Genomic DNA, 19,876 nt, shown 5'->3' with positions numbered 1-19,876 from the left:
GTTTCATATAAAAGATAACTAAGTGACAAAAAATTCCCTCACGCATAATGTGATGTTGAAATGGTTTAGTTGGTGAATAAACCAATGCCATATTAATGAACGCCGGGGATTATCACGGCGTCTATGCTCGTCATTCGCTGAATGCCGATCGCTTTATGCTTAACCCAAACAACAGGCTCAGCTGTTAGCGCCGCTAAGGCGATTCTGGAAGTTGCGCTAGAAGGTTCCGGTTTGAGAATGCAAATAGTCGACAATCAGGATATGACCATCTCAGTCTGGGTATTTCCTGAAGAGGATATCAGCCAGGTGTCACTCGAGCTTCTGTCCGCTATCAGACAGTTAAAGCTGCGGGAGTATGGGCAGGGGACATTCAAACGCCTCTTATTTTAACGCCATCAGTTGGGTTAAAATTCTTCGGCTCCGATATGGACAATAAATATATTGCCGGATTTGATGACGGCGCATGGGGAGTGACACTTTAATAGCTATCAATAATTTTAAGGTATTTGGCATTGGCGCTGGCGCGAATGTCACCAGTCAGTCAGTTTACGAGATATTTATTGTAGAGGAATATGCATAATGCCAAATGCAGTCATTATAAAAGATGGGAAAGTTGTTAATGTGGCTTACTTTTCTTCTCAGGATGATTAGATTAATTTGATTTTGGCCTTTCAGCAGGTGATGGCTCTTAGGTGGTACCACTTGATGAAAATCAAACAATCGCTATCGGATTCGCTTATATAGATGGGGAATTCGCAGCCCCTGAATCAACGGATGAAGAAATCGTACAAACAAAACAGGGATTGATTAATCTGGTTTAGCATCTAAAGAGGCCTTAATAAATCAGGCTTCAACAATATAGTGTATGGCAAACTAAGCTTTTGATTGGGCGTAAGCTCACTGATGAGGAGACAACGTCACTCAGCTTATGCTTAGTTATATTGACCATCTATAAGCTTTAGACGCTAATACTGATGCAGATATTCCTTGGCCAAACAGGCCAGCTTAATGAGGATGCCCACCGTCTCTGGTGGGCAACTTTTTAATTATTATACTTGCTAAGTTCATTAGATAGCTTAACTATCAATACACCATTAACCATTGAAACTGAGCCTTTGTTCGGCCAGGATGGCAAGTCAGCCCCTGCCTCTCTGGCCATTGCTACTTGTTCAGGGTTCGGGCGCTTAACTTTAATTATGTTGGAAATAGAAAGATAACCATTCATCCTTGTGTTATTACCCTTGTCCTGACTAAAGAACGAACGACCAAAAATATCAGAATTAGCTAGTGACCATTGGTTATAAGGCGTATAGCTTCCGTAGAAGAATATGGGTGTATTATCAATATCTACGGTAGGATATTCCTGCTGTATTGCCACAACTATTCTGGTAGCCAGGTGGTCGTCAGCTTTTCTGGCCATATAGTCTGTATAAAATAACCTGTTAGAAGATGCCGCACTAGTGAGTAGGAACATTAATGCAATTACCAGCGCGCTAACATTCAACCTGAAGATAAGCACAGCCATGATGAATAATCCAGCAAACACCACAGGTATTTGCGTCATAGTTCTTGGTGGTAACCTCATGCCTAGAGCAAAATTAAGAGAGAATGCAGAAAAAAAAGTCAGAACCAGCACAACAGAAGTAAGAATTGGATTTTTACGATAATAAAACGCACCTGCGACAGATGCCAGCAGGAACAATACTGAGAAAGGGAAAGCATTCATTCCATATTCAGCATTGAAAGTTAAATAGTCTCTAGTTACGCCAATTATATTCATTATAATAGTATGCGTCGGCGCAATCTTCCATCCCATCCTGTCAGAAAGATAGTCGGAAATGGCTACATTGTAATGGCTGGAGACTACGACGGATACGTAACTATTGATAATGAGAGAAATGATAACTAAAAACAAGAATATTGTACATATCTTTAATGATTTTATGAAATTTAGATTTCCTCTGAAAACACCAATTGACACCCATACCATCAACAATGAGGCGGCGTAAAGGAATATTGACTGATAAATTGAAAGCGAAGCGACAGTTAGTAAGACAAATGAGACAGCATTAACAATGCTCAAGCGATTCAGTAAAGTTAACGACAACACGGAGCACAATACTGATATGGCAATAGTATCCGCTTGATTGCTGAACTCAAGCTGATATGCCATCTGAGGTATCGCAGCCAGCATTATGACAAAAATTACAGATTGGCGTGTGGATAGATCAAGGTAAACACTTGCTATAACAGATGATACAGAAAGTATAAGAATAGAAAGAATCAATGTAAAAAAAGGAATGTATGGCTCAGGAAGAATGTATTTCCTCAACAAGGCATGTCCCCAGCGTCCCAAACTAAGAGTCTGGTGAAAATTATCCATTAGTTCTTCATCAATGGACAAGGTGAAGTGAGTAAGCTCAAATCCAAAAATGAGTATATAAGACACCAGTGCGGCTATAAAAATATATCGGTATTTTTTTAGCTCTTCATTACCTAAAGATATGGTCTTAGCAAGCATGTTTATTTTGTCCAGCTTTGTGCATTTATCAAAAATGGTATTCGTTATTGCTACTTATTAACTACTTAACTCCTATCGTTTCTTATTATATGCCGAGGTATATTCTTATGGCCTCATATGCACAACTACTCATGATTAGTACCCCTTTCTTAAGTTGGCGTAAATCCTAACACAAAAAAAGCCCCGGCGAAGGGGCAGATCTTCGTCGCACCTGTCTGAGCGGGCTGCGGGGTGGTTACCCAAATCTTAGCCCTTCACATACTCATGACAAACCCCCAGACAGATTGCAAAAACCAGTTCTGAATATCACTGTGTTTATACACACTGATGAATGTAAAGGGTAGCTTTATGTTCAGGGAATATGAAAACGACAGCGTGTCCGTGTGGAGACGCCAGACGGGCTTGTCATCGTAGACCGTGCCGAAACGATGAAGCCTGGCGATGAAATGGCTTTTCAGTACTATGGCTACCCGGTGGTAGGCAAGCTGTTTGCTTCCAGATTGATAACGCAGGATGGTGAAACGATCGACGGGGATGATATGGAAGGAATTATCGTGCTGGGGAGGGTAAAGGCAAAGATAGTGTCCGTTTGTGAGCCGTGTCGGCCGACAGTCTAAATTTTTTCCGGCAACGCCTTTCGAACAACCGGAAACTCTTACTCTCTCACTGAGGGAGTCGCATATTATACCTGTGCTACAGGTAACGTATTTACTTGTGCAACATCTATTAATGCAGGTGCGGGTAGTGTTCAGACTGGTAATATCTTTATGGCATAAAAAAGCCCACCGGGAAGGTGGGCTCCATTCTATTTTTTAATAAGTTTCATGTCCCATCCTGGCGGCAGAATCCTTATAGAAACCGTTTCACCAGAAGGTTTTTCATCAAACGACTTAACATCCTGATAGTAACCAGACGCAGGAAGGGCAGGGAGCCGGAAATGTTTAGGGACAAAAGAAAGGAAGATAATCACTCCGACGGAAAGGATGGTAATCCTGATCTTCGTGATGGACGAAGCCAGTGCGATAGCCAGACATGCCAGAGCTATGTTGGTAACATAGAAATATCTTTCACCACTTTCCGTATTAAATATCAGAGGCCATTGGGGTTGGCCAATAGCAATGACCGGGCTTTTAAGCGCAAAGCCTATCATCAGAAGCGGGAAGAGAATAAGGCATTTCACTCTCCATCCATACCGGAAGAAGGCAAATAGTAGTACGACGCAAAGAATGATGAACAACCCTGCATTGACATTACCGTGCGCAGCCATTTCTCGCGCCATGTTAAATGGAAGGAATGAGCCATAAATAATGCGACAAGAAACGATGTCGGCAAGCAAGCCAAAGCTATATCCCAGAGGCGCATCAATGCGTGTCGATCCTGATGTTGCAAGGATTGCCCACAACTGGATTACACAACAAATAGCCATGACAACGTCAAACAGGTTGATGCCTTTAACCGCATTAATCAACCCCTCTCTTGTATAGATTCTCTTTATAATCAGGCATGGTGCAATGAAAACAACGAAGGGCCCACTTAGTCCGCTTATCACCAGAACAATGAAGTCATGCATTTTCTCTGGTAAACTTTCTGCATCTTTGGCCATAACAACCGCGACAAGATATATTGAAAGATACCAGTGAACGTTCGTAGAAATGGCATTGAGATATAACTACATGTATTTAAATGCTAATTGTTTAAGCCTCTTTCCTTTGGGGCACTGATGGGGCAAATGCGTTTAGTTTGCTGTTTAGAAGGTCAACTTGCTCACTGTTATTGTCACTCATCCACTTTCCATAAACCGTATAAAGCATCTGCGCGTTTCGGTGGCCCATTTGTGAGGCAATGAAACTTGGATTAGCTCCTGCAGTGAGTGACCAGCACGCATAGGTGTGCCTCGTCTGGTATGGCCTCCTGTGCCTGACCCCAGATCGTTTGATAATGCCTTTCCACATACCGCTTACTGACATGACTGAGTAGTGCCCACCGCCGTTACCTGATACATCGGTCACTTCTGAGCTAAAAACAAAAGTCACATCCTGCCGTTCTTTCCTGCCATACTCTCTCCCAACAACCTCTATCTCAACTGCCTTCTTCATCCTTGTGACCAGCATCTGGTCTTTTAATGCCTGAATTGCTGGCTCGATTAAATTGATCACCCTTTCGCCTGCGGATGTTTTAGGCTTACAGAAATTACCCAGAGCGGTAAGGTTTCTGCAGACGGTGATTGTGCCATTCACAAGATCGACATCTTCCCATGCCAGCGCGCACAACTCACCATGGCGCATGCCGGTGTATACCGCGATTGACCAGAAATTCTTAATCTGTGGATGACTGGCTGCACTGATGATCCTGCGAAATTCATCCTTGGATAGCGGGTCCGGAGCACTCTTATCCTTCCTCATAGGAGAAATGCCATCTGCCGGATTGTTAGCGATGTATCCGTTGGTTACAGCAAATGCCAGCACGCTTTTAAGTTGATAAATAGAGCAGTTTACAGTTGTGACCGTGCGCCCTTTTTTAGGCTCATCTTGAAACATGCGAATGAACTGGGTTCCGTTCAGAAGCTCGTTCCTTACCCTTAGAACGTCCTCTTGCCGGATTGATGATATCGGTACATCTTCGCCAAGAAGAAGGTAAACAGTCTTCAGTCTGGCCCTGAAGTTTTTCAATGTGATAGCAGATATTGTCGGCTGCTTCAGCGCTAGGTATTTTTCACACATCTCCTTAATGGTGACACTCTGCTTGCTTCTGTCTGTTTCATATCGCTTCGACTGCGGGAATTGCTCTTTGTAACTGAATGCTCCCGTCTGGATGCGATACGTAATCGCCGTTCTGAGTTCACCGGCAGCCTTCCTGTTTTTCGGCGTGTCAGGTACTCCAAGTGACTCACGAACTCTTTTACCCTGATAGACAAACCAGATCCACAGAAAGCCGCCATGGTTTTCTACTCCGGTCGGATACGCTGATTTTGACATGCGCCATCTCCATTGGTTGAAAGGGAGGTCAGGTTAAGCCTTTTTCCGCTCAGCCGCATCTGGTTGACGTTGCGCCTGAGACTCGATCCACTTGTCGATTGCCTCACGGTTGTACATTGCTTCACTGTTTGGCTTGGGATCGTTCACTGGAGAGAAGAGCAGGTACTCTCTACCCTGAAGCCAGGCGTTCTCCCTGGCTCTCTTGATTGTGCCGGGCCGCAAGCCGGTGATTGCTATCAGAACATCTTCAGTAACCCATTTGCTGGGCATCAGCTGAATTACGTTTTCCATACCTACTCCTTATCCGGCCAGTACCAGGCCACTATGCAGGCGATAATTATTAAAATGCTCACGACGAGCGCCACTTAATCTCTCTTCCCTAAGTGTTTCCATGTCTTGCCTTTCTTTATGGAAAAGATGGCAGATGGCATGACGCCGAATTTCTTTCCTAAGGCCCGGTGACTTTCAGAGGAGCTAAGGATGGATAGGACGTCTTCATCAGTCAGTTTTGAGTGCGGGGAATTTTCTCCACCTGGAACATATGTGCGGCCTCTTTCATCCCTGTCTTTGATGTTCATCAAATGGTGCAGAAATCAGGTTTGGAGGTTCAGGCAGGATAGTTGTTCTTGCGAGTGGATCTTCAATAAACGGCCTTAAGCTGGTCCCCCGCGCCGCAGGGGCAATTGTTATCGGTGACCTGTCTGGAAGTGCTGTTGAACACTGGAGTATCACTAACTGTTTTATTGGGAATCCAGTTAACTCAACATCTTATTACTTTGCGAATGCAATCCTCTTGCAAAATGCGTGGTATGGAACAATCTCTGGTAATGAGCTGATGAACGTTCCAGCGTATGTTGGTCAGTATGGTACAGGCATAAATGGCCTCAGCTCTGTAAACATCAGCGTAACACGCAACACCATTATGAGCTTTTCCCGCGGCATTAACTGGTCTACCGATACAACCGTTGGGCACCGCTGTGAAGGCTGGATGATAAACAACAATACAATTATTGCTTGTACTCAGGCAGCCTTCTTCCAGGCAGGACTTCTGGCCACTGTCACTAATAACATTATTGACATCATTCTTGGCACAGGAAGCGCGATCAGTTCTGTAGTTGATGCGCTAATTATTTCTAATAACTGGATCAGCGTAGCCGGAACGGCCATAACGTCATCGGGTGATAATGCGACAATTACAGGCAACCAAATCTACGGTAATATGCTGAGCACTGGTGCTTCTACTCAATACGCAATAAATATTTCGGGCGGAATTGAGGGCATGATCGCAAACAACAATGCGAGAGGGTTCAATGGATTCCTTACCGGAAGCAGCACTAGTATTTCCTACTGGTCTGTAACTGGCAACACTGTTCGTGATATGACTACAGCATTGTCCGACCTGTCATATTTTAACTACAGCACATACCAAGGGAATATTCATCGGGGAAGCGCAACTGACGCATCATTCACGACGCCAACAACCTCATACGTAGAGAGAGACGACATCCGTTAATGCAATCTCTGCCTCAACCGGGAGCTATACAGTAGCTCTGCCTTCTGGCGTATTCAAAGAGGCTCCGGCATGGGGTAGAGCAACGCCAATTAACGTTAGCGCTGACTACATTCTTTCATATGCTCCCAGTGAAAGTAGCGCAACATCTGCCAAGTTTTACATAAGAAACGTGGCAGGCGCCAACATCAGCGCATTCTCTTGCCAGTTCGAACTGTCAGCAGAATAAAAAGTAAGGCCATCGCATTGATGGCCTTTTCTTTACTTTTTATGAAGCGTCATAATCCACCCTGGAGGATTGATGTGTATATCCTTAACCTGCCCTTCAGGTAATGAGTTGAACTCAGAAATGTCCTTGGCGAAACCCACGTCGGCATAAGGCTCCATACGAAAATCTCGGCTTACCAAAAGCAAGGTGAGCAAGCATAGAACAGGGAGAGCAACCTTACTTGCCTTTCCGGCCTTAGATATCATAAACAAAACAAAACAGAAGAACGCGAAATTAGTGACGAAGAAGTATCTTTCTCCATTACCAGGGCCAAAGAAAACAGGCCACTGTGGGTCTGTAATGCTCATCATCGGTTTAGTTAATGCAAACCCAATCATCAATGTGGGAAAAATGATCGCGATTTTATATCTCCATCCCGCACGGAAAAAGTAGTAAACCGCTGGTATGATAAAAAGAAGGAACAATGCCAGGCAGAGCCATTTATTTAATGGAATAAAAGATATTGCTTCATTAGGGAAAAATGTTCCTGCAATGATTCTATAGGATACGATTTTTATCAAAACGCCTAACGACGCGCCAAGCGGGGCGGATGATCGAGCTGTTTCAGGAGATAAGAGTATGGCGGCAATCTGAATAACACAGCAGGAAGCCATAATGAAATCGAAGGTATTCATTCCTTTTATTGCATTTAGAATGCCACCTCTTTCGTGAATTCTTTTTATTAACAAACATGGCGCGATAAATACGACGAATGGACCGCTGAGCGAGCTTAGTATAAGCAGGCCGTAATCATGGATTTTCCATGCGCGACTTTCTGGCATTTCTGCCATAACAACCGCTACCAAATACATTGAAAGATACCAGTGGGAGTTGGTAATATTTACGAAACCTTCAGACAAGTTCGGCATAAGCACAAAATATGCCGCTGCAGCCAGTCGGTAAGCGACTGGAATGAAGTTCATTCTAGACGAAAGAATGAATCCAACAAAGCAGCAGCGAATAAGGAGAGCGATTAAGTTAGCGCCCAATGCCGCATGCTCAAGACCGAAAGCAAGCGAAATACCGTAAGCTATTCTTGATATCGTCTGGTAATAACCATTCTGAGGCAGTAGAAGCGACGACCAAAACCCCTCGTTATATATGCCTGCCATCCAGATTTTCCCGTCTTCCGCCCATGGCTGGGCGTGAATAACGATATCCGGACGACGCAAAACCAAAAGAGCGAACGCCAGCAGCATCAGCCCTACAACCGTGACCGCGCTCAGGCTGCCTTCTTCCTTCACCATACTATCCTCTCTCAATACCTGCCTGCCTAAAATTTAACCATGGGGCATGTGTGGGGCAAAAAATTGCCGCAATGTAGCCCGCTCTGCACTAACAGATCAGGTTCAATTGCGGCAATGCTCTGTTTGTTCTTGCTCTTACCCGAAGTAACTCGGACGTTTTTCTACACCATCTCACGTTCGTAATGTTTACGAAACCTTCAGCCACGTTTGGCATAAATATAAAATAAATAACCAATGCCATTCTGTACCAGATGCCGATAAAGTTCATTCGACTCGAAAGTACAAGTCCTACAAAGAAGCATCTTATTAAGATTGCCAGAATGTTAGCAACCAAAGCAGCGTGAGATAAACCAAACCACAGCGCTACGCCGTAAGTTATTCTCGATATGGTCTGGAAATATCCATTCTGTGGAAGGAAAAGAGAAGACCAGAATCCATTATTATATATCCCCGCCATCCAAACTCTGCCATCTTCAGCCCATGGCTGGGCATGCGTAACGATATCTGGTCGCCTTAAAACCAGAAGCACAAATGCCAGGGCCATCAGCCCTGCAATCGAGGCAGCGCTAAGCCAGCCTTTTTCCTTCAACATCCTAACCTCTCTCAATACATATGTTGCCTGAATTTCAACCGTGGAGCATCTATTGGGAAAAAATTTCTTAATGTAGTCCGTCCTGCACTGGCTGATCAAGGTAAATTTCGGTAATGCTCTGTTTGTACTCTCTATTACATAAACTGGCTCGAATAATTATTTATGTAAATAACAATGGTAATGTTGGTTTGATAGTTTAAAAGATTCATGGCTATTTGTGGTTGGCATCTTTCTTTATGTTTTTCATTACATATCTAGGCCTTTCTTTCGTCTCGATATATATTCTTCCAATATATTCGCCAAGCACTCCAATTCCTATTAACTGAATGCCCCCGAGAAAAAGAATTGATACAAGGATTGACGGATATCCATGAACCGGATTTCCGAAAAATAGCGTGTCGAGAATCATGTAAGCGCCATAGCAGAATGACAGACTTGCAACAAACAGGCCTATGTATGTCCACATCCGCAAAGGGAATGTTGAAAATGAAGTAATTCCCTCAAGCGCCAGATTCCATAGTTTCCAGCCATTGAATTTTGTTTTACCAGCAATGCGATCAGCGCGGATGTATTCGACAACTTCAGTTTTTCCGCCGACCCAACTGAGTATGCCCTTCATGAAAAGATTGCGCTCCTGGAGCAGTTTAATATTTTCAACTACGTCACGTGACATTAGCCTGAAGTCACCGACGTTCTCCTCAATCTTAGGAGAGCTGATTTTGTTGTGAAGCTTATAGAACCACTCGGCGGTTACTCGCTTCATGCGACTGTCCGAACTACGATCTACACGCTTTGCCAGCACAACATCCGCACCCTTCTTCCATTTCTCAATGAGTTCGGGAATGACCTTTATTGGGTCTTGCAGGTCGACGTCAATGGGGATAATGACGTCTCCGGTGGCACATTCGAGGCCTGCAAACAAAGCAGGTTCTTTGCCAAAGTTGCGAGTAAAGGACACATGCTTCACAAGCACATCTTGTTTATCTAAGTGGAGGATGACCGCTTCGGTACTGTCCGTGCTTCCATCGTTCACAAAGACAATTTCGACCTCATGTTCTGCGAAGGCTGGAAATCTGCGAACTTCTTGATAAAAAAGTGGGATAGCATCCTCTTCATTAAATACGGGTACGACAAGAGAAATTTTCATTTCCGATCCTTGAAAACAACAAACCTGGAATAGACGAAACCGCATATTAAGCTGACGGCTGAGAAAACGATAAGTGTCACAATGGGGTTGGCGTGAATTTTGTCTGCATACAAGCCGATGGCAGTTGCCATTCCGCCCATGAAGATGAGGTAAAGCAGATAACGCATCGTGGTAGCTTCTGTGCTAAAGGTCCATTTTGCATTAGCAAAGAAAGAAAATGTTACCGCAAAGCAGAAAGCAGCAAAGTTTGAAATGGATTGCGTCTGGCCCTCTGTATAGAGGATGGTAAAGACCACCCAGTGAATTAGCGTGTTGATGACGCCGACAGAGGCATACCGCGCAAAAAGCTTAACCATTAAGAAAATCCCCATTAGCAGAAGGTGCGGATCTTGGCATCAGATTAGACCTATGGCAAGGATTCGTCAGAATGTGTAAGGCAAAAAAGCCTAGGCGATGTGGCAGAGATATACCATGCAGGTCTTCGCTGGCTACGGGAGGGAGGCAGGGAGGGAGGAGACTAGAGCACATCAAGTGCTGTAGCACACATGAAGCACAAAAAAAACCGCAAAACACCTCGTATTCACCCAATGGGCAAAACGTGCCTTGCGGTATGCTTCTGATAAACCTTGAATCAGCCTGAATCAACGTACTCCTGCAAAACTGCAAAGTGAAATTATGGATATGCAGGTCTACCCCCCACAATCAGCACGGCGTAACAAACACCCCAATGAAAACACTATGGTTAATCGCAGCCATGCTGCTGCTCTCCGCCTGCGCGACCAAGCAGTACCCCCAGGCTTCCGCGGTAACTGATGAAGAAGCGGTAACGCTAAATTGCCAGGCGCTGGAACAGGAAATCGTTAAAACGCGCCATATCCAGCAGGAGATCACGGAGACCGGCAGCTTCGACTATCGTACCGTACTGGGTTTTATGGGCGATCTCGGCATCGGCAACGGCCTCGCTCGCCACAACGCCAGCGAAAAAGCCAAATCGCGCCTCGCCGAGCTACAGGCGCTGCGTGATGTGAAGTGCATGACGGCAACAGATTCAAAATCAGAGGCGAAAGGGCTTTTCCCTTCCAGCTAGCGGAAGAGCACACGCAAAGCTTGTTTTTAGAAACGTTATATCATAACATTTTACACTCTTTCACTGATGGAGGGTAACTATGTTGGCAGGTAAAGGGAAAGTCATCGCATTGAGTCTGCTGCTTAGCGGGCAGGCTATGGCCCATGGCCATCACGCGCACGGCCCAGCGCTGTCGCAAACAGAGCAAAAAGCGGCCGAAGGGGTGTTTGACGACAAAGATGTAAAGGATCGCCCGCTGTCAGACTGGGATGGCGTATGGGAGTCCGTCTATCCGCTGCTGGAGCAGGGAAAGCTGGACCCGGTTTTCGCGCAGAAAGCGCAAAAAGATGGGCATAAAACGGCAGAACAGGTTAAAGCTTACTACCGCAAAGGCTACGCCACGCAAATCGAGCGGCTGGGCATTGAAGATGACGTCATCGAATTTCACCGCGGCGACAGTGTCGCCTCCTGCCGCTACAGCTATGCCGGACATAAAATCCTGACCTACGCCTCCGGGAAAAAAGGCGTTCGCTATCTGTTTGAGTGTCATGACAGGAACAGCCAGGCGCCGAAATATGTGCAGTTTAGCGATCATATTATCGCACCGCGCAAATCGAGCCATTTTCACCTTTTTAGCGGCAATATCTCTCAGCAGGCGCTGCTGGAAGAAATGGATAACTGGCCAACTTATTATCCCTGGCAGTTAACACAGGAACAGGTGGTTGATGAAATGCTGCATCATTAATATTACTGAAATTGGGTAAATATATTTTAGTCAGGCGTATTGCCTGAAAAACGATATATTATTCAGACGGTATGAGAAATCTTGTCGACGACGGTTTTCAACCAGCAGCCTCGCCGCAGGTCTTGCTGCATCGGCTCTTGCGCTGAAGCGTCTCTCAAGCACAAGGGCCCCATCAGAGAAGGTTATCACCACAATATTACCTGCGCGTGACCATTCTTTTACTGAATCAGATATATTCCGGCGACAATCGCGCTGACAGAGATAATATGTAACAGTTCAGTCATGAGCTTTTCCTCCAGTGCAGACTCTTATTTTATTGAAGAAGCTATAAGGCGATCCGTCAATAAACAGAATTAAATTTATCTGGGTTGACGACGGCGCCTTTGTGAAAGCGTTCGTGGAACACAGCCGGGCCAATAAGCCAAACGGCAGCGACGTAATGTTTCATCTTTTACGCTTCGTTCACGTTTCAGCAAGCGAGGGCGCATAGCTGATAGTCACAGCACTAAACTAAATATACCCAATAGGGGTAACTGGAGGTGCGTATGTCAGAACGTCCCGATGATATCGATCCCATTCCCGGCGACGGCCAGATCCCAGGCGGCGTAGAAGATATCCCCGGCGGAGAGGGGGATGAGATGCCAGAAGATGATGAGTATGTAGAAGATGACATTGAGGATGAGGATGAGGATGAAAATCTGAATCCCTGAAGGTAAAAGCCGTCTGCGGACGGCTTTATCATCAAAGCGCGCAAAAAATTGCCCGCACAGGTCAGCGGGCAAGTCCAGTCAAGCAGAACTCTCGATTGCATTACGTAAAGGGTATGCGCATAGCGCCAGATTATCTTCTCACCGGCGCTACGATAAAGAAACGCAGGAGCAGGCATTCGTCACAGGAAATTCTTATGGGCAAAAAAAAGCCCGCTCAAGGCGGGTGAAATCGTTACATGGAATTATCCACATGCTTAGTAGGACGCTGCTTCGCGGCGAAAGTTCGAGCGAAGCGGAAGATTTTAGCTGCTTACTGCGCCGTATCGCGATAGCGTCGCCACTCTACCAGCGTGCCCAGCACAGACAGCGCCTGTTCAGATGAGCGCAACAGCGGATAATCCTCGTTCAGCGGCGTTAGCTCAAAGCTGTTATGACTGCGCGCGCGATATTTCCGCAGCACATACTCATTCTCTCCATTAAGCGCCAGCACCAGATCCCCTGGCTGGGGCGGCAATTCCGGATCGATAAGCAGCAGATCGCCACGCAGGCACTGCGGCGCCAGCGCATTGTCCCACAGCGTCAATGCAAAGCTGGTGACAGAGTAGCTGCGATCGGCAGGGATCCGCCTGATGATCTCAACCTGCGACGCCTCCGCCAGCCAGTCGCCAATCTGTTCTCTTTCCAGAAAAGGCAGGCCGGCTTGCGCCTGCGTTTGTATAGTAAACACCGGTCCATCCCCGTCTACCAGCCATGCCGGCGCGCAGCCCAGCACCTCCGCGAGTCGCAGCAGGTTTTCTCCGCGCGGCAGCGTTTCCTCTTTTTCCCACTGCGATATCGCCACATGGGAAACCGAGATTTTTTCCGCAACTGCTTTTTGCGTCAAATTCAGTGCTTTACGTCGAAAGCGAATGCGATCGCCCGTGGTTTCTTTTTCCATCTTCTTGACATCTCCTGAGAGCCAGACTTAAGTATACTTAAGCTGTGAATTTAAGCAATCTTAAGTTGCGGCGAGGGAGGCGCTTTGCGTTTTACGCCTGACGTCAGCAGCCGTTACCCGTCAAGGTACAGAGGTGAGGCATGGAAAGTAGTTTGATAACCAGTGTTGGCGCGTTAGTTCTTGGGGGCGGAGCGGCCGCGCTTTTCTGGAAGCCGCTTATTGCAGGCATTGCTTCTATCGTCACCAGCAATCGTGCCGGTGGAGAAATCATTACCAGCTACAAGGAGCAAGTCTTGCTGCTGAAGGAGAGCAATGCGCTGCTCCGTCAGGAGAATGACGATTTACGCATACGTCATGATACCAATTTACGACGGATATCTACCCTGGAGACCGATCTTCGCTTAATCAAAAACGCGCTCGGCATACTGGTCGTCATGACCGATGCCGATCAAAACAGCAAGTTCCGTAATGAAATCGACAGGCTGATTTCTACATTAAAGGAGCATAGCGATGGCCGAGATACACAGTGAAATAAGACCGGTGAGCCACAAGCGCAAAGTCATGCTCGGCGTGCTGATGCTGGGCATGTCGTTGGTATGCATTGTGATGACCATCCTTTTCTTATACGTCAGCAGCACGGCTAATCAGCGCGTTGAGGATATCCGGCGCGAAGCGCGCGAGTCCGCCGCGCGACGTGAAGCCAAGGTGGATGAGCTTTCGAAGCAGGTGAACGTGCTTCAGAAAAAGCTGGATACGCTACCCGATCAGACGGTCGACAAGGTGAAGCGGGTCGTCATACAGGATGAAAATGCTACGAAGCCTTAACGGGAGAGTCTAATGCGAATTTTTAACCTGATTGGTGAAGGCTTTCATGCCCTCCGATCGTTCATCATCACTAAGGAGTCTGCCATGACCGATACCAGCATCATTAACTCAACCACGCCAGCAAGCGATGCCGAGCTGCCGCAGTTTGCCATACCGGACGCCAATGTGCCGACCGATCCGCAGCTGCAGCGTTTATCCTCTCCCTCAACGGTGGCGCCTGCCACCTCTGAAGAGACGCCGGGCGAAACCCATGTGGCGCCGGATGCGACGGCGCAGCATACGCCGTCGCCATCGGCGGATCAGAACGCTGGGCCCGACGCTTCAGCCTCACAGGCTGCGGGTCAGGCTGCTGCGCCCGACGCTGCTGCGGCACAGGCTGCGGAGCAGGCTGCAACGCCCGACGCTGCTGCCGCACAGTCTGCGGCCCCAGAGGCCGCAGCAGCAGCGCCCCAGCCCGCAGAGCAGGGCGCGCCCTCCGATGCGACCGCTCAGGCCGTCGATCAGCCAGCTGCGACAGACGCTGCCGCCGATGCGCAACCCCAGGCGCAGACACCCGTGGCGGATGCCGCTGCCCAGCAGGCCAGCGCGCAGGCTGTTAACGCTGCTGTTCAGGAAACGGCGCCCGTAGCCGCTTCCACCAGCGCTGCGCCTGCTGTGTTGTCGTCTGCTCAGCCTGCCGGGAAAGAGGAGCAAAGCGACTTCAGCGCAGGGGTAAAAGATTTCGGCGCCGCTTTTGATTTTGTGCAGCAAGGGATTGAGCATCTGGGCACGGCGGCCAGAAAGGAGTTATTCGAACTGGCGCGTAAATATCTCTAATAACTGAGCGGTAAGGCACCAAAGGGGACAATGCGTCCCCTGTTTTTTTATCAAGAGGGCGCTTCTGGCGATAAGGCTGGGCTAAAGAAGAGCAGGCGCCTGAGCCAGAAATCGAGAGGGTCAGGGGCCACTTCCGAATATTCTTAAGGCGGCTTCGTTATATTCCACTACCTTTAATCATTCACGCGAGATATTTATTGGTTAAAACAGCAAAAGGAAAAACAGCATGAGTGATTCAGTGGAAACGAAAAGCAAAACTGACTACCTGCGCGATGTGACCTCGCAGCTGAAAGAGATGCGCCACTATGCGCAGACCAATACAGAAACCCTCTCCAGCCACTGGCTCGCGTTCGATGCCGGCGAATATAAAGATCCGGAATTTGCCGCACGCATTGATGCGCTGCTGAACAAACAGGGCACGCTGCTGGATGACTTAGACGCTGTGATTCAGGATATCGAAATCGCCATTAACCACAGCGAGCAGGAGAAGTAGTCCTGCTCCGGCGGTGGTCGACGCTTAGTCGGCCACCAGCCACATTTCCGCCTCGTCAAACATCTCTTCGACAATGCGCGCCACCGTGGCCTTATCGTTCTTGCTCAGGTCGGTTTCGATGGCGTTGCGCTCCATTGGCTTTACGCGCACCTCAATCTCCGGGAAGACGCGTTGAACGCGCTTTTCCAGCTCCCGTAAAATCATCTCACGCGCGCCTGGCAGGCCGGCTACGTTACGCTTATCGTAAATCAATTCCACAAACATACTGGTATTCCATACAGGGAAGAAATTCGCTGGCACATCATACTGTAAATCCAACCAGTGACAAGCCTCTCAGGCGCATTGAACGCTTTTTTTTCGGCGTGGTGCGCAAATTCGTCTCTGATAGCAAAACCGGGAAGATTAACGGGAGGTAAGAAGGGTAACAGAGGAAAAAAATCAAACCTCTGGAGGTGGAAATCCAGCAACACCTCCAGAGGCGGTGCAAGCGCACCATTCGTTCAAGGACAATCACGACCGAAGTCGTGCAGTAAACTTATACAAGTTTTGTCTTCTTGTACAATTTAATCCCGATTTATTTTACTGGTTGGAGGTGTTGCCCCTTTCGACCGGTTAAAGCTCGTTCTTGATGCAGAACTCTTCCCAGGTCATTCCCAGCGATTCTGCATGCGATTTAAGATAGTTTTCAATGGCTTCGGCAGCCACCGCTTTATCAGGCTCGGCTAGCTGAATAGAGAAGATCATGCCGTCGAGATTTTTCTGGCGCAGGAAAGCGGCGTAAATACGTTCCGCATGCCATTCGCGCAGCTGGCGCAGCGACATATTGGCATGGCGCGCGTCGCTCTCCGTCAGTTCATCGAGCGCGGCCTGAAAATCGGCATGGGCGGTAAAAAACATCTCGCGCGCCTGCGCGTAGTAGGCTTCTGGCGTTTTCATAAGGTTTCCTGAAAGATTAATTGCGGTGCAGCGCGCCAGTGTAACTCACCCTCCAGCCCTTGTCAGGACGCCGTTAAACAGCGAAGCGGAGGAAAAAAAGTGGCCGCGCGAGGCGAAGCAGGGCGCAGATAGCTTGCGGAAAGCAGGCGAAAAATTATAACTTAGCCGCCATTGAAGCGATCTCAGGGATTAACGATGAAAAAGTGGATGCTGACGACGGCCGCGCTGGCGCTGGCCGGCTGTGCGCAAATCAACAGCTATCAGGACGCGGTGCAGACGCCGGCGCCCGCCAGCCTGCAGGGCATCTGGCAAACGGTCGGCCCGCAGAGCGGGTTGCGCAGCGATCGCGCGCTGGGCAGTCTGATCGTCAACGCGGACGGCAGTACGCTTGACTGCCGCCAGTGGATGCGCGTTATCGCCAAGCCAGGCAAGCTGACGCTGCTCAGCGGCGATTACGTTAACGTCAATCGCCAGTCGCGCGTCATGCCTTTAGAGCTGGATGGCGGCGAGCTGCGCTATGACGGGCTGACGCTGCGTAAGGTCGAGCGTCCGACGGTAGAGTGCCAGCAGGCGCTGGATGAAGTGGCGAAACAGCCAGACGCGGCCGTTATTCAGAATATCGAACCAGAAATCCTGAAGTCCGCCATCACTCAGGCGAACGAAAACAAGCAGTGATCCCGCCGCGCCTTATTCCGTCAGCTGCGACAGAATAAGGCGCGTTACGTTACTCCGCCAGCACCCAGACGCTGACGCTGCCGCCGTTACAGCGCACCACTACCGTGCCCTGTTCATCCGCGGTGAGGATCTCGTCGCGATGACCTAAATAGTCGCGCCACGCTTTACCGGCAAAGCCGTCGCCCATCGCCACGCTTTTTTCACCTTCTTCGCCGTTCGACATAATCACGATGCAGCCCGGCTGCTCAGCGGTGCCGCTGCGGCTGAACGCGACGCAGTTGGGATGATCGAAATAGTCCGTCTGCGCCCCCCAGCCGTAAGCCTGACGAGCGCGGATCAGCGCTTCCAGTTCCGGAATGGCGGGCATCTCGACGCGGTGGGTTTCGCCGTCGCCGCCTTCATCTTCGTAGCTGGCGCCGAACAGGTCGGGATAAAACACCGTCGGCACGCCTTGCTCGCGCAGCAGAATCAACGCGTAGGCGAGCGGCTTGAACCAGGCCTCGACCGGCGCCTCCAGCGACTGCAGCGGCTGCGTGTCATGGTTGGCGACAATGGTAACCGCATGCCAGGGATCGGCCTGCACCAGCGAATTAGCGAAGATCTGGCTGAGATCGTAGTCGCTGCCCTGGGTGGAAGCCTGATGAAAATTCATATGCAGCGGCGCGTCGAACAGCAGGGTTTTGCCCTCGACCTGCTGGATATACTCCAGCAGCTTGTCGGTCTCGAACGACCAGTACTCAGCGACGATAAACATCGGCTCGTCGGCCACTTCCTGAACGTGATCGATCCACTCTTTGTAGAACCAGGCGGGAATATGCTTCACCGCATCAAGGCGGAAGCCGGTGCAGGGCAGCTGCTCCCTGACCCAGCGCGCCCAGTATTTCAGCTCTTCGCGCACGGCGTTATTGCGGAAGTCGATATTGGCGCCCATCAGGTAATCGAAATTGCCCAGCTCGCTGTCGACCTGATCGTTCCAGCCGTCGGCGGTGTAGTCGTTAACGATCTTGAAGACGCCGTTCTCATCCGGATTTTCGATATGGTCGACGCCGCTAAAGCATTTATAGTCCCAGACGAATTTGGAATATTCGCCCGCGCGCGCCGGGAAGCTAAAGCGCGTCCAGGCTTCGCATTCAATCACTTCGTCGCTGATGTCGTCGCGGTTGTCGGGGTTGACGCGGTTAACGCGCACGCGCTCTTTCTCGTCGGCGCCCATCTTATGGTTCACCACCACGTCCAGCAGCACGCCGAGATTGTGGGCGCGCAATGCGTCCACGGCGGCCTGCAGCTGTTGCTTGTCGCCATATTTGGTGGCGACGCTGCCTTTCTGATCGAATTCGCCCAGGTCAAAGAGATCGTAGCTGTCGTATCCCACCGAATAGCCGCCTGATTCGCCTTTATAAGCAGGCGGCAGCCAGGTCATAGTAATGCCGATCTCGCTCAGCCAGGCCGCTTTTTCAGCGACTTCAGGCCAAAGCTGGCCGCCATCCGGGTAATACCAGTGAAAGAATTGCAATAACGTCGGGTTGTGCATTGGCTGTGCTCCAGCGGGAAGGAAAAGCAAGTATGGAGCACGGCGAAAAAAAGACGCACCGGCAGAAGAGTTATTTTCTCTGTCGCGGTGCGTTTCAGAATCAGGAGAGCGGCTGGTTCTCCATCGGCACCATCACGCTGCCCTGTTTGCCGTAGGCGTTAAGCACCGATTTCTGACGGGTGTTCTGATTAACCATCGTGGAAAGCTCGTTCATGCGTTCCTGCAGCAGGCGCTTCACTTCGCTTTCGTTATCAAGAATATGGCGCAGTACCGGACGCAGCTGCTCCTGCGCCTGTACGGAAGGCGAGGCGGCTTCGGTCGATCGCGCCAGCCGTTGCACCGCGCTGACGTAATCAACTTCCTTTTTGATCAAATCATCCCATTCGCCCTCGGCCGCAAGTCGCAGCATTTGCTGGCTGAGATCGAGTAACTGCTGGTAAATGGTAATCAGTTGCGGTGCTAGTATCATTAAACGGCGTCCTGAATCAGAGGTTGAGGCTGGGCGATTTCCTTCCATGCGTCAGCGATATTGCGCAGCAGCGCTTCGACCTCAACAATGGCCTCCACGTCGTTGCGTAAATTCGCCTGCAGGAGTCGCCGCACCATGTAGGCGTAAAGCGAAATCAAGTTGGTGGTGAGCTCGTCGCCGCTCTCTTCTTCGAGACCCTGCTTAAGCCCGTTTTCAATAATATTAATGGCCTTCGAAAGGGAAAGACCTTTTCCCTCAATATTGCCGTCCTGCATAAACAGGCGGGCGCGCACCAGCGCGCTCAGCGCGCCCTCGAACAGCATGTTGACCAGCTGATGCGGATTCGCGCTCATGACGGCGCTCTCGACGCCGATTTTTGCATAGGCCTGCGTGCCGTTTGCGGTGTACATGAT

23 protein-coding genes and 1 pseudogene are annotated in these 19,876 nt (G+C 49.0%); 10 read left to right on the top strand and 14 right to left on the bottom strand.

Translation table 11 applies throughout. The features are described 5' to 3' along the window. Positions 1-201: 201 nt before the first annotated feature. Positions 202-482 (top strand): annotated as a pseudogene (locus HA46_RS04965) (DUF2612 domain-containing protein); the annotation flags it as partial. A gap of 560 nt (positions 483-1,042) precedes the next feature. On the opposite strand, the gene HA46_RS04960 reads toward HA46_RS04965, so the two are convergent. From HA46_RS04960 to xisR, 4 genes are all read right to left on the bottom strand, one after another. Then, positions 1,043-2,521 (bottom strand): glucosyltransferase domain-containing protein, encoded by a 1,479-nt coding sequence (locus HA46_RS04960; RefSeq protein WP_084882414.1) that lies wholly within the window; start codon positions 2,519-2,521, stop codon positions 1,043-1,045. An 805-nt stretch (positions 2,522-3,326) separates the two neighbouring features. Next, entirely contained in the window at positions 3,327-4,124 is a 798-nt protein-coding gene (locus tag HA46_RS04950) for a hypothetical protein (RefSeq protein ID WP_084882409.1), read from the bottom strand. 91 nt (positions 4,125-4,215) lie between these two features. Then, positions 4,216-5,496 carry a site-specific integrase gene (locus tag HA46_RS04945; protein WP_084882407.1) on the bottom strand — a complete coding sequence of 427 codons (1,281 nt, stop codon included), beginning with the start codon at positions 5,494-5,496 and terminating at the stop codon, positions 4,216-4,218. A 33-nt stretch (positions 5,497-5,529) separates the two neighbouring features. Next, positions 5,530-5,787, bottom strand: a complete 258-nt coding sequence (xisR, locus tag HA46_RS04940; RefSeq protein ID WP_084882404.1) for an excisionase family protein — start codon at positions 5,785-5,787, stop codon at positions 5,530-5,532. Between the two features lie 544 nt (positions 5,788-6,331). Here xisR and HA46_RS20700 point away from each other — a divergent pair. After that, positions 6,332-7,009, top strand: a complete 678-nt coding sequence (locus tag HA46_RS20700) for a hypothetical protein (protein ID WP_143807585.1) — start codon at positions 6,332-6,334, stop codon at positions 7,007-7,009. Between the two features lie 258 nt (positions 7,010-7,267). On the opposite strand, the gene HA46_RS04935 is transcribed toward HA46_RS20700, so the two are convergent. The 4 genes from HA46_RS04935 to HA46_RS04925 form a co-directional block, all read right to left on the bottom strand. Beyond that, the gene (locus tag HA46_RS04935; RefSeq protein WP_084882399.1) at positions 7,268-8,521 is read right to left on the bottom strand and encodes a glucosyl transferase; all 1,254 of its coding nucleotides are present in this window, start codon (positions 8,519-8,521) and stop codon (positions 7,268-7,270) included. An 88-nt stretch (positions 8,522-8,609) separates the two neighbouring features. Next, positions 8,610-9,113, bottom strand: coding sequence for a hypothetical protein (locus HA46_RS20695; RefSeq protein ID WP_208857392.1), 504 nt, complete (start codon positions 9,111-9,113; stop codon positions 8,610-8,612). 211 nt (positions 9,114-9,324) lie between these two features. Continuing rightward, on the bottom strand, positions 9,325-10,260 hold the full coding sequence (locus tag HA46_RS04930; RefSeq protein ID WP_084882396.1) for a glycosyltransferase family 2 protein: 936 nt from the start codon (positions 10,258-10,260) through the stop codon (positions 9,325-9,327). After that, complete coding sequence (locus HA46_RS04925) at positions 10,257-10,616, bottom strand: GtrA family protein (protein ID WP_084882493.1); 360 nt, start codon at positions 10,614-10,616, stop codon at positions 10,257-10,259. The genes HA46_RS04930 and HA46_RS04925 overlap by 4 nt, the downstream gene beginning before the upstream one ends. 371 nt (positions 10,617-10,987) lie before the next feature. On the opposite strand from HA46_RS04925, the gene HA46_RS04920 reads away from it, so the two are divergent. From HA46_RS04920 to HA46_RS21125, 3 genes are all read left to right on the top strand, one after another. After that, the gene (locus HA46_RS04920) at positions 10,988-11,347 is read left to right on the top strand and encodes a hypothetical protein (protein WP_084882394.1); all 360 of its coding nucleotides are present in this window, start codon (positions 10,988-10,990) and stop codon (positions 11,345-11,347) included. Between the two features lie 79 nt (positions 11,348-11,426). Then, entirely contained in the window at positions 11,427-12,071 is a 645-nt protein-coding gene (zinT, locus tag HA46_RS04915) for a metal-binding protein ZinT (RefSeq protein WP_084882392.1), read from the top strand. 545 nt (positions 12,072-12,616) lie between these two features. Then, positions 12,617-12,781, top strand: a complete 165-nt coding sequence (locus HA46_RS21125; protein WP_167626698.1) for a hypothetical protein — start codon at positions 12,617-12,619, stop codon at positions 12,779-12,781. Between the two features lie 310 nt (positions 12,782-13,091). Here the strand turns inward: HA46_RS21125 and HA46_RS04905 are convergent, their stop codons facing one another. Beyond that, positions 13,092-13,718 (bottom strand): helix-turn-helix domain-containing protein, encoded by a 627-nt coding sequence (locus HA46_RS04905; RefSeq protein WP_084882386.1) that lies wholly within the window; start codon positions 13,716-13,718, stop codon positions 13,092-13,094. Positions 13,719-13,858: 140 nt separating this feature from the next. On the opposite strand from HA46_RS04905, the gene HA46_RS04900 reads away from it, so the two are divergent. The 4 genes from HA46_RS04900 (at position 13,859) to HA46_RS04885 (ending at position 15,852) form a co-directional block, all read left to right on the top strand. Then, complete coding sequence (locus tag HA46_RS04900; RefSeq protein ID WP_084882384.1) at positions 13,859-14,248, top strand: hypothetical protein; 390 nt, start codon at positions 13,859-13,861, stop codon at positions 14,246-14,248. Continuing rightward, positions 14,229-14,543, top strand: coding sequence for a hypothetical protein (locus HA46_RS04895; RefSeq protein WP_033791349.1), 315 nt, complete (start codon positions 14,229-14,231; stop codon positions 14,541-14,543). Before HA46_RS04900 ends, HA46_RS04895 begins: the two co-directional genes overlap by 20 nt. 84 nt (positions 14,544-14,627) lie before the next feature. Then, positions 14,628-15,359 (top strand): hypothetical protein, encoded by a 732-nt coding sequence (locus tag HA46_RS04890; protein WP_143807584.1) that lies wholly within the window; start codon positions 14,628-14,630, stop codon positions 15,357-15,359. 226 nt (positions 15,360-15,585) lie between these two features. After that, positions 15,586-15,852 carry a hypothetical protein gene (locus HA46_RS04885; protein ID WP_033791348.1) on the top strand — a complete coding sequence of 89 codons (267 nt, stop codon included), beginning with the start codon at positions 15,586-15,588 and terminating at the stop codon, positions 15,850-15,852. 24 nt (positions 15,853-15,876) lie between these two features. Here the strand turns inward: HA46_RS04885 and HA46_RS04880 are convergent, their stop codons facing one another. Continuing rightward, positions 15,877-16,116, bottom strand: coding sequence for a DinI-like family protein (locus HA46_RS04880; protein ID WP_033749793.1), 240 nt, complete (start codon positions 16,114-16,116; stop codon positions 15,877-15,879). A 348-nt stretch (positions 16,117-16,464) separates the two neighbouring features. Next, the gene (locus tag HA46_RS04875; protein WP_033749791.1) at positions 16,465-16,788 is read right to left on the bottom strand and encodes a DUF6388 family protein; all 324 of its coding nucleotides are present in this window, start codon (positions 16,786-16,788) and stop codon (positions 16,465-16,467) included. Between the two features lie 195 nt (positions 16,789-16,983). On the opposite strand from HA46_RS04875, the gene yedD reads away from it, so the two are divergent. Then, on the top strand, positions 16,984-17,463 hold the full coding sequence (yedD, locus tag HA46_RS04870; protein WP_033791347.1) for a lipoprotein YedD: 480 nt from the start codon (positions 16,984-16,986) through the stop codon (positions 17,461-17,463). 49 nt (positions 17,464-17,512) lie between these two features. Here yedD and amyA read toward each other — a convergent pair whose 3' ends face one another. From amyA to fliS, 3 genes are all read right to left on the bottom strand, one after another. Continuing rightward, positions 17,513-18,994, bottom strand: a complete 1,482-nt coding sequence (amyA, locus tag HA46_RS04865) for an alpha-amylase (RefSeq protein WP_033791346.1) — start codon at positions 18,992-18,994, stop codon at positions 17,513-17,515. A 100-nt stretch (positions 18,995-19,094) separates the two neighbouring features. Beyond that, positions 19,095-19,463, bottom strand: coding sequence for a flagella biosynthesis regulatory protein FliT (fliT, locus tag HA46_RS04860; RefSeq protein WP_084882379.1), 369 nt, complete (start codon positions 19,461-19,463; stop codon positions 19,095-19,097). After that, on the bottom strand, positions 19,463-19,873 hold the full coding sequence (gene fliS / locus HA46_RS04855; RefSeq protein WP_084882376.1) for a flagellar export chaperone FliS: 411 nt from the start codon (positions 19,871-19,873) through the stop codon (positions 19,463-19,465). Before fliS ends, fliT begins: the two co-directional genes overlap by 1 nt. Positions 19,874-19,876 lie beyond the last annotated feature (3 nt).

This window comes from Pantoea septica (genome assembly GCF_002095575.1).
In the GTDB taxonomy this organism is placed as follows: Bacteria; Pseudomonadota; Gammaproteobacteria; order Enterobacterales; family Enterobacteriaceae; genus Pantoea; species Pantoea septica.
The sequence above is the reverse complement of the archived record's forward strand: the minus strand, read 5'-3'. Positions and strand labels throughout refer to the sequence as shown.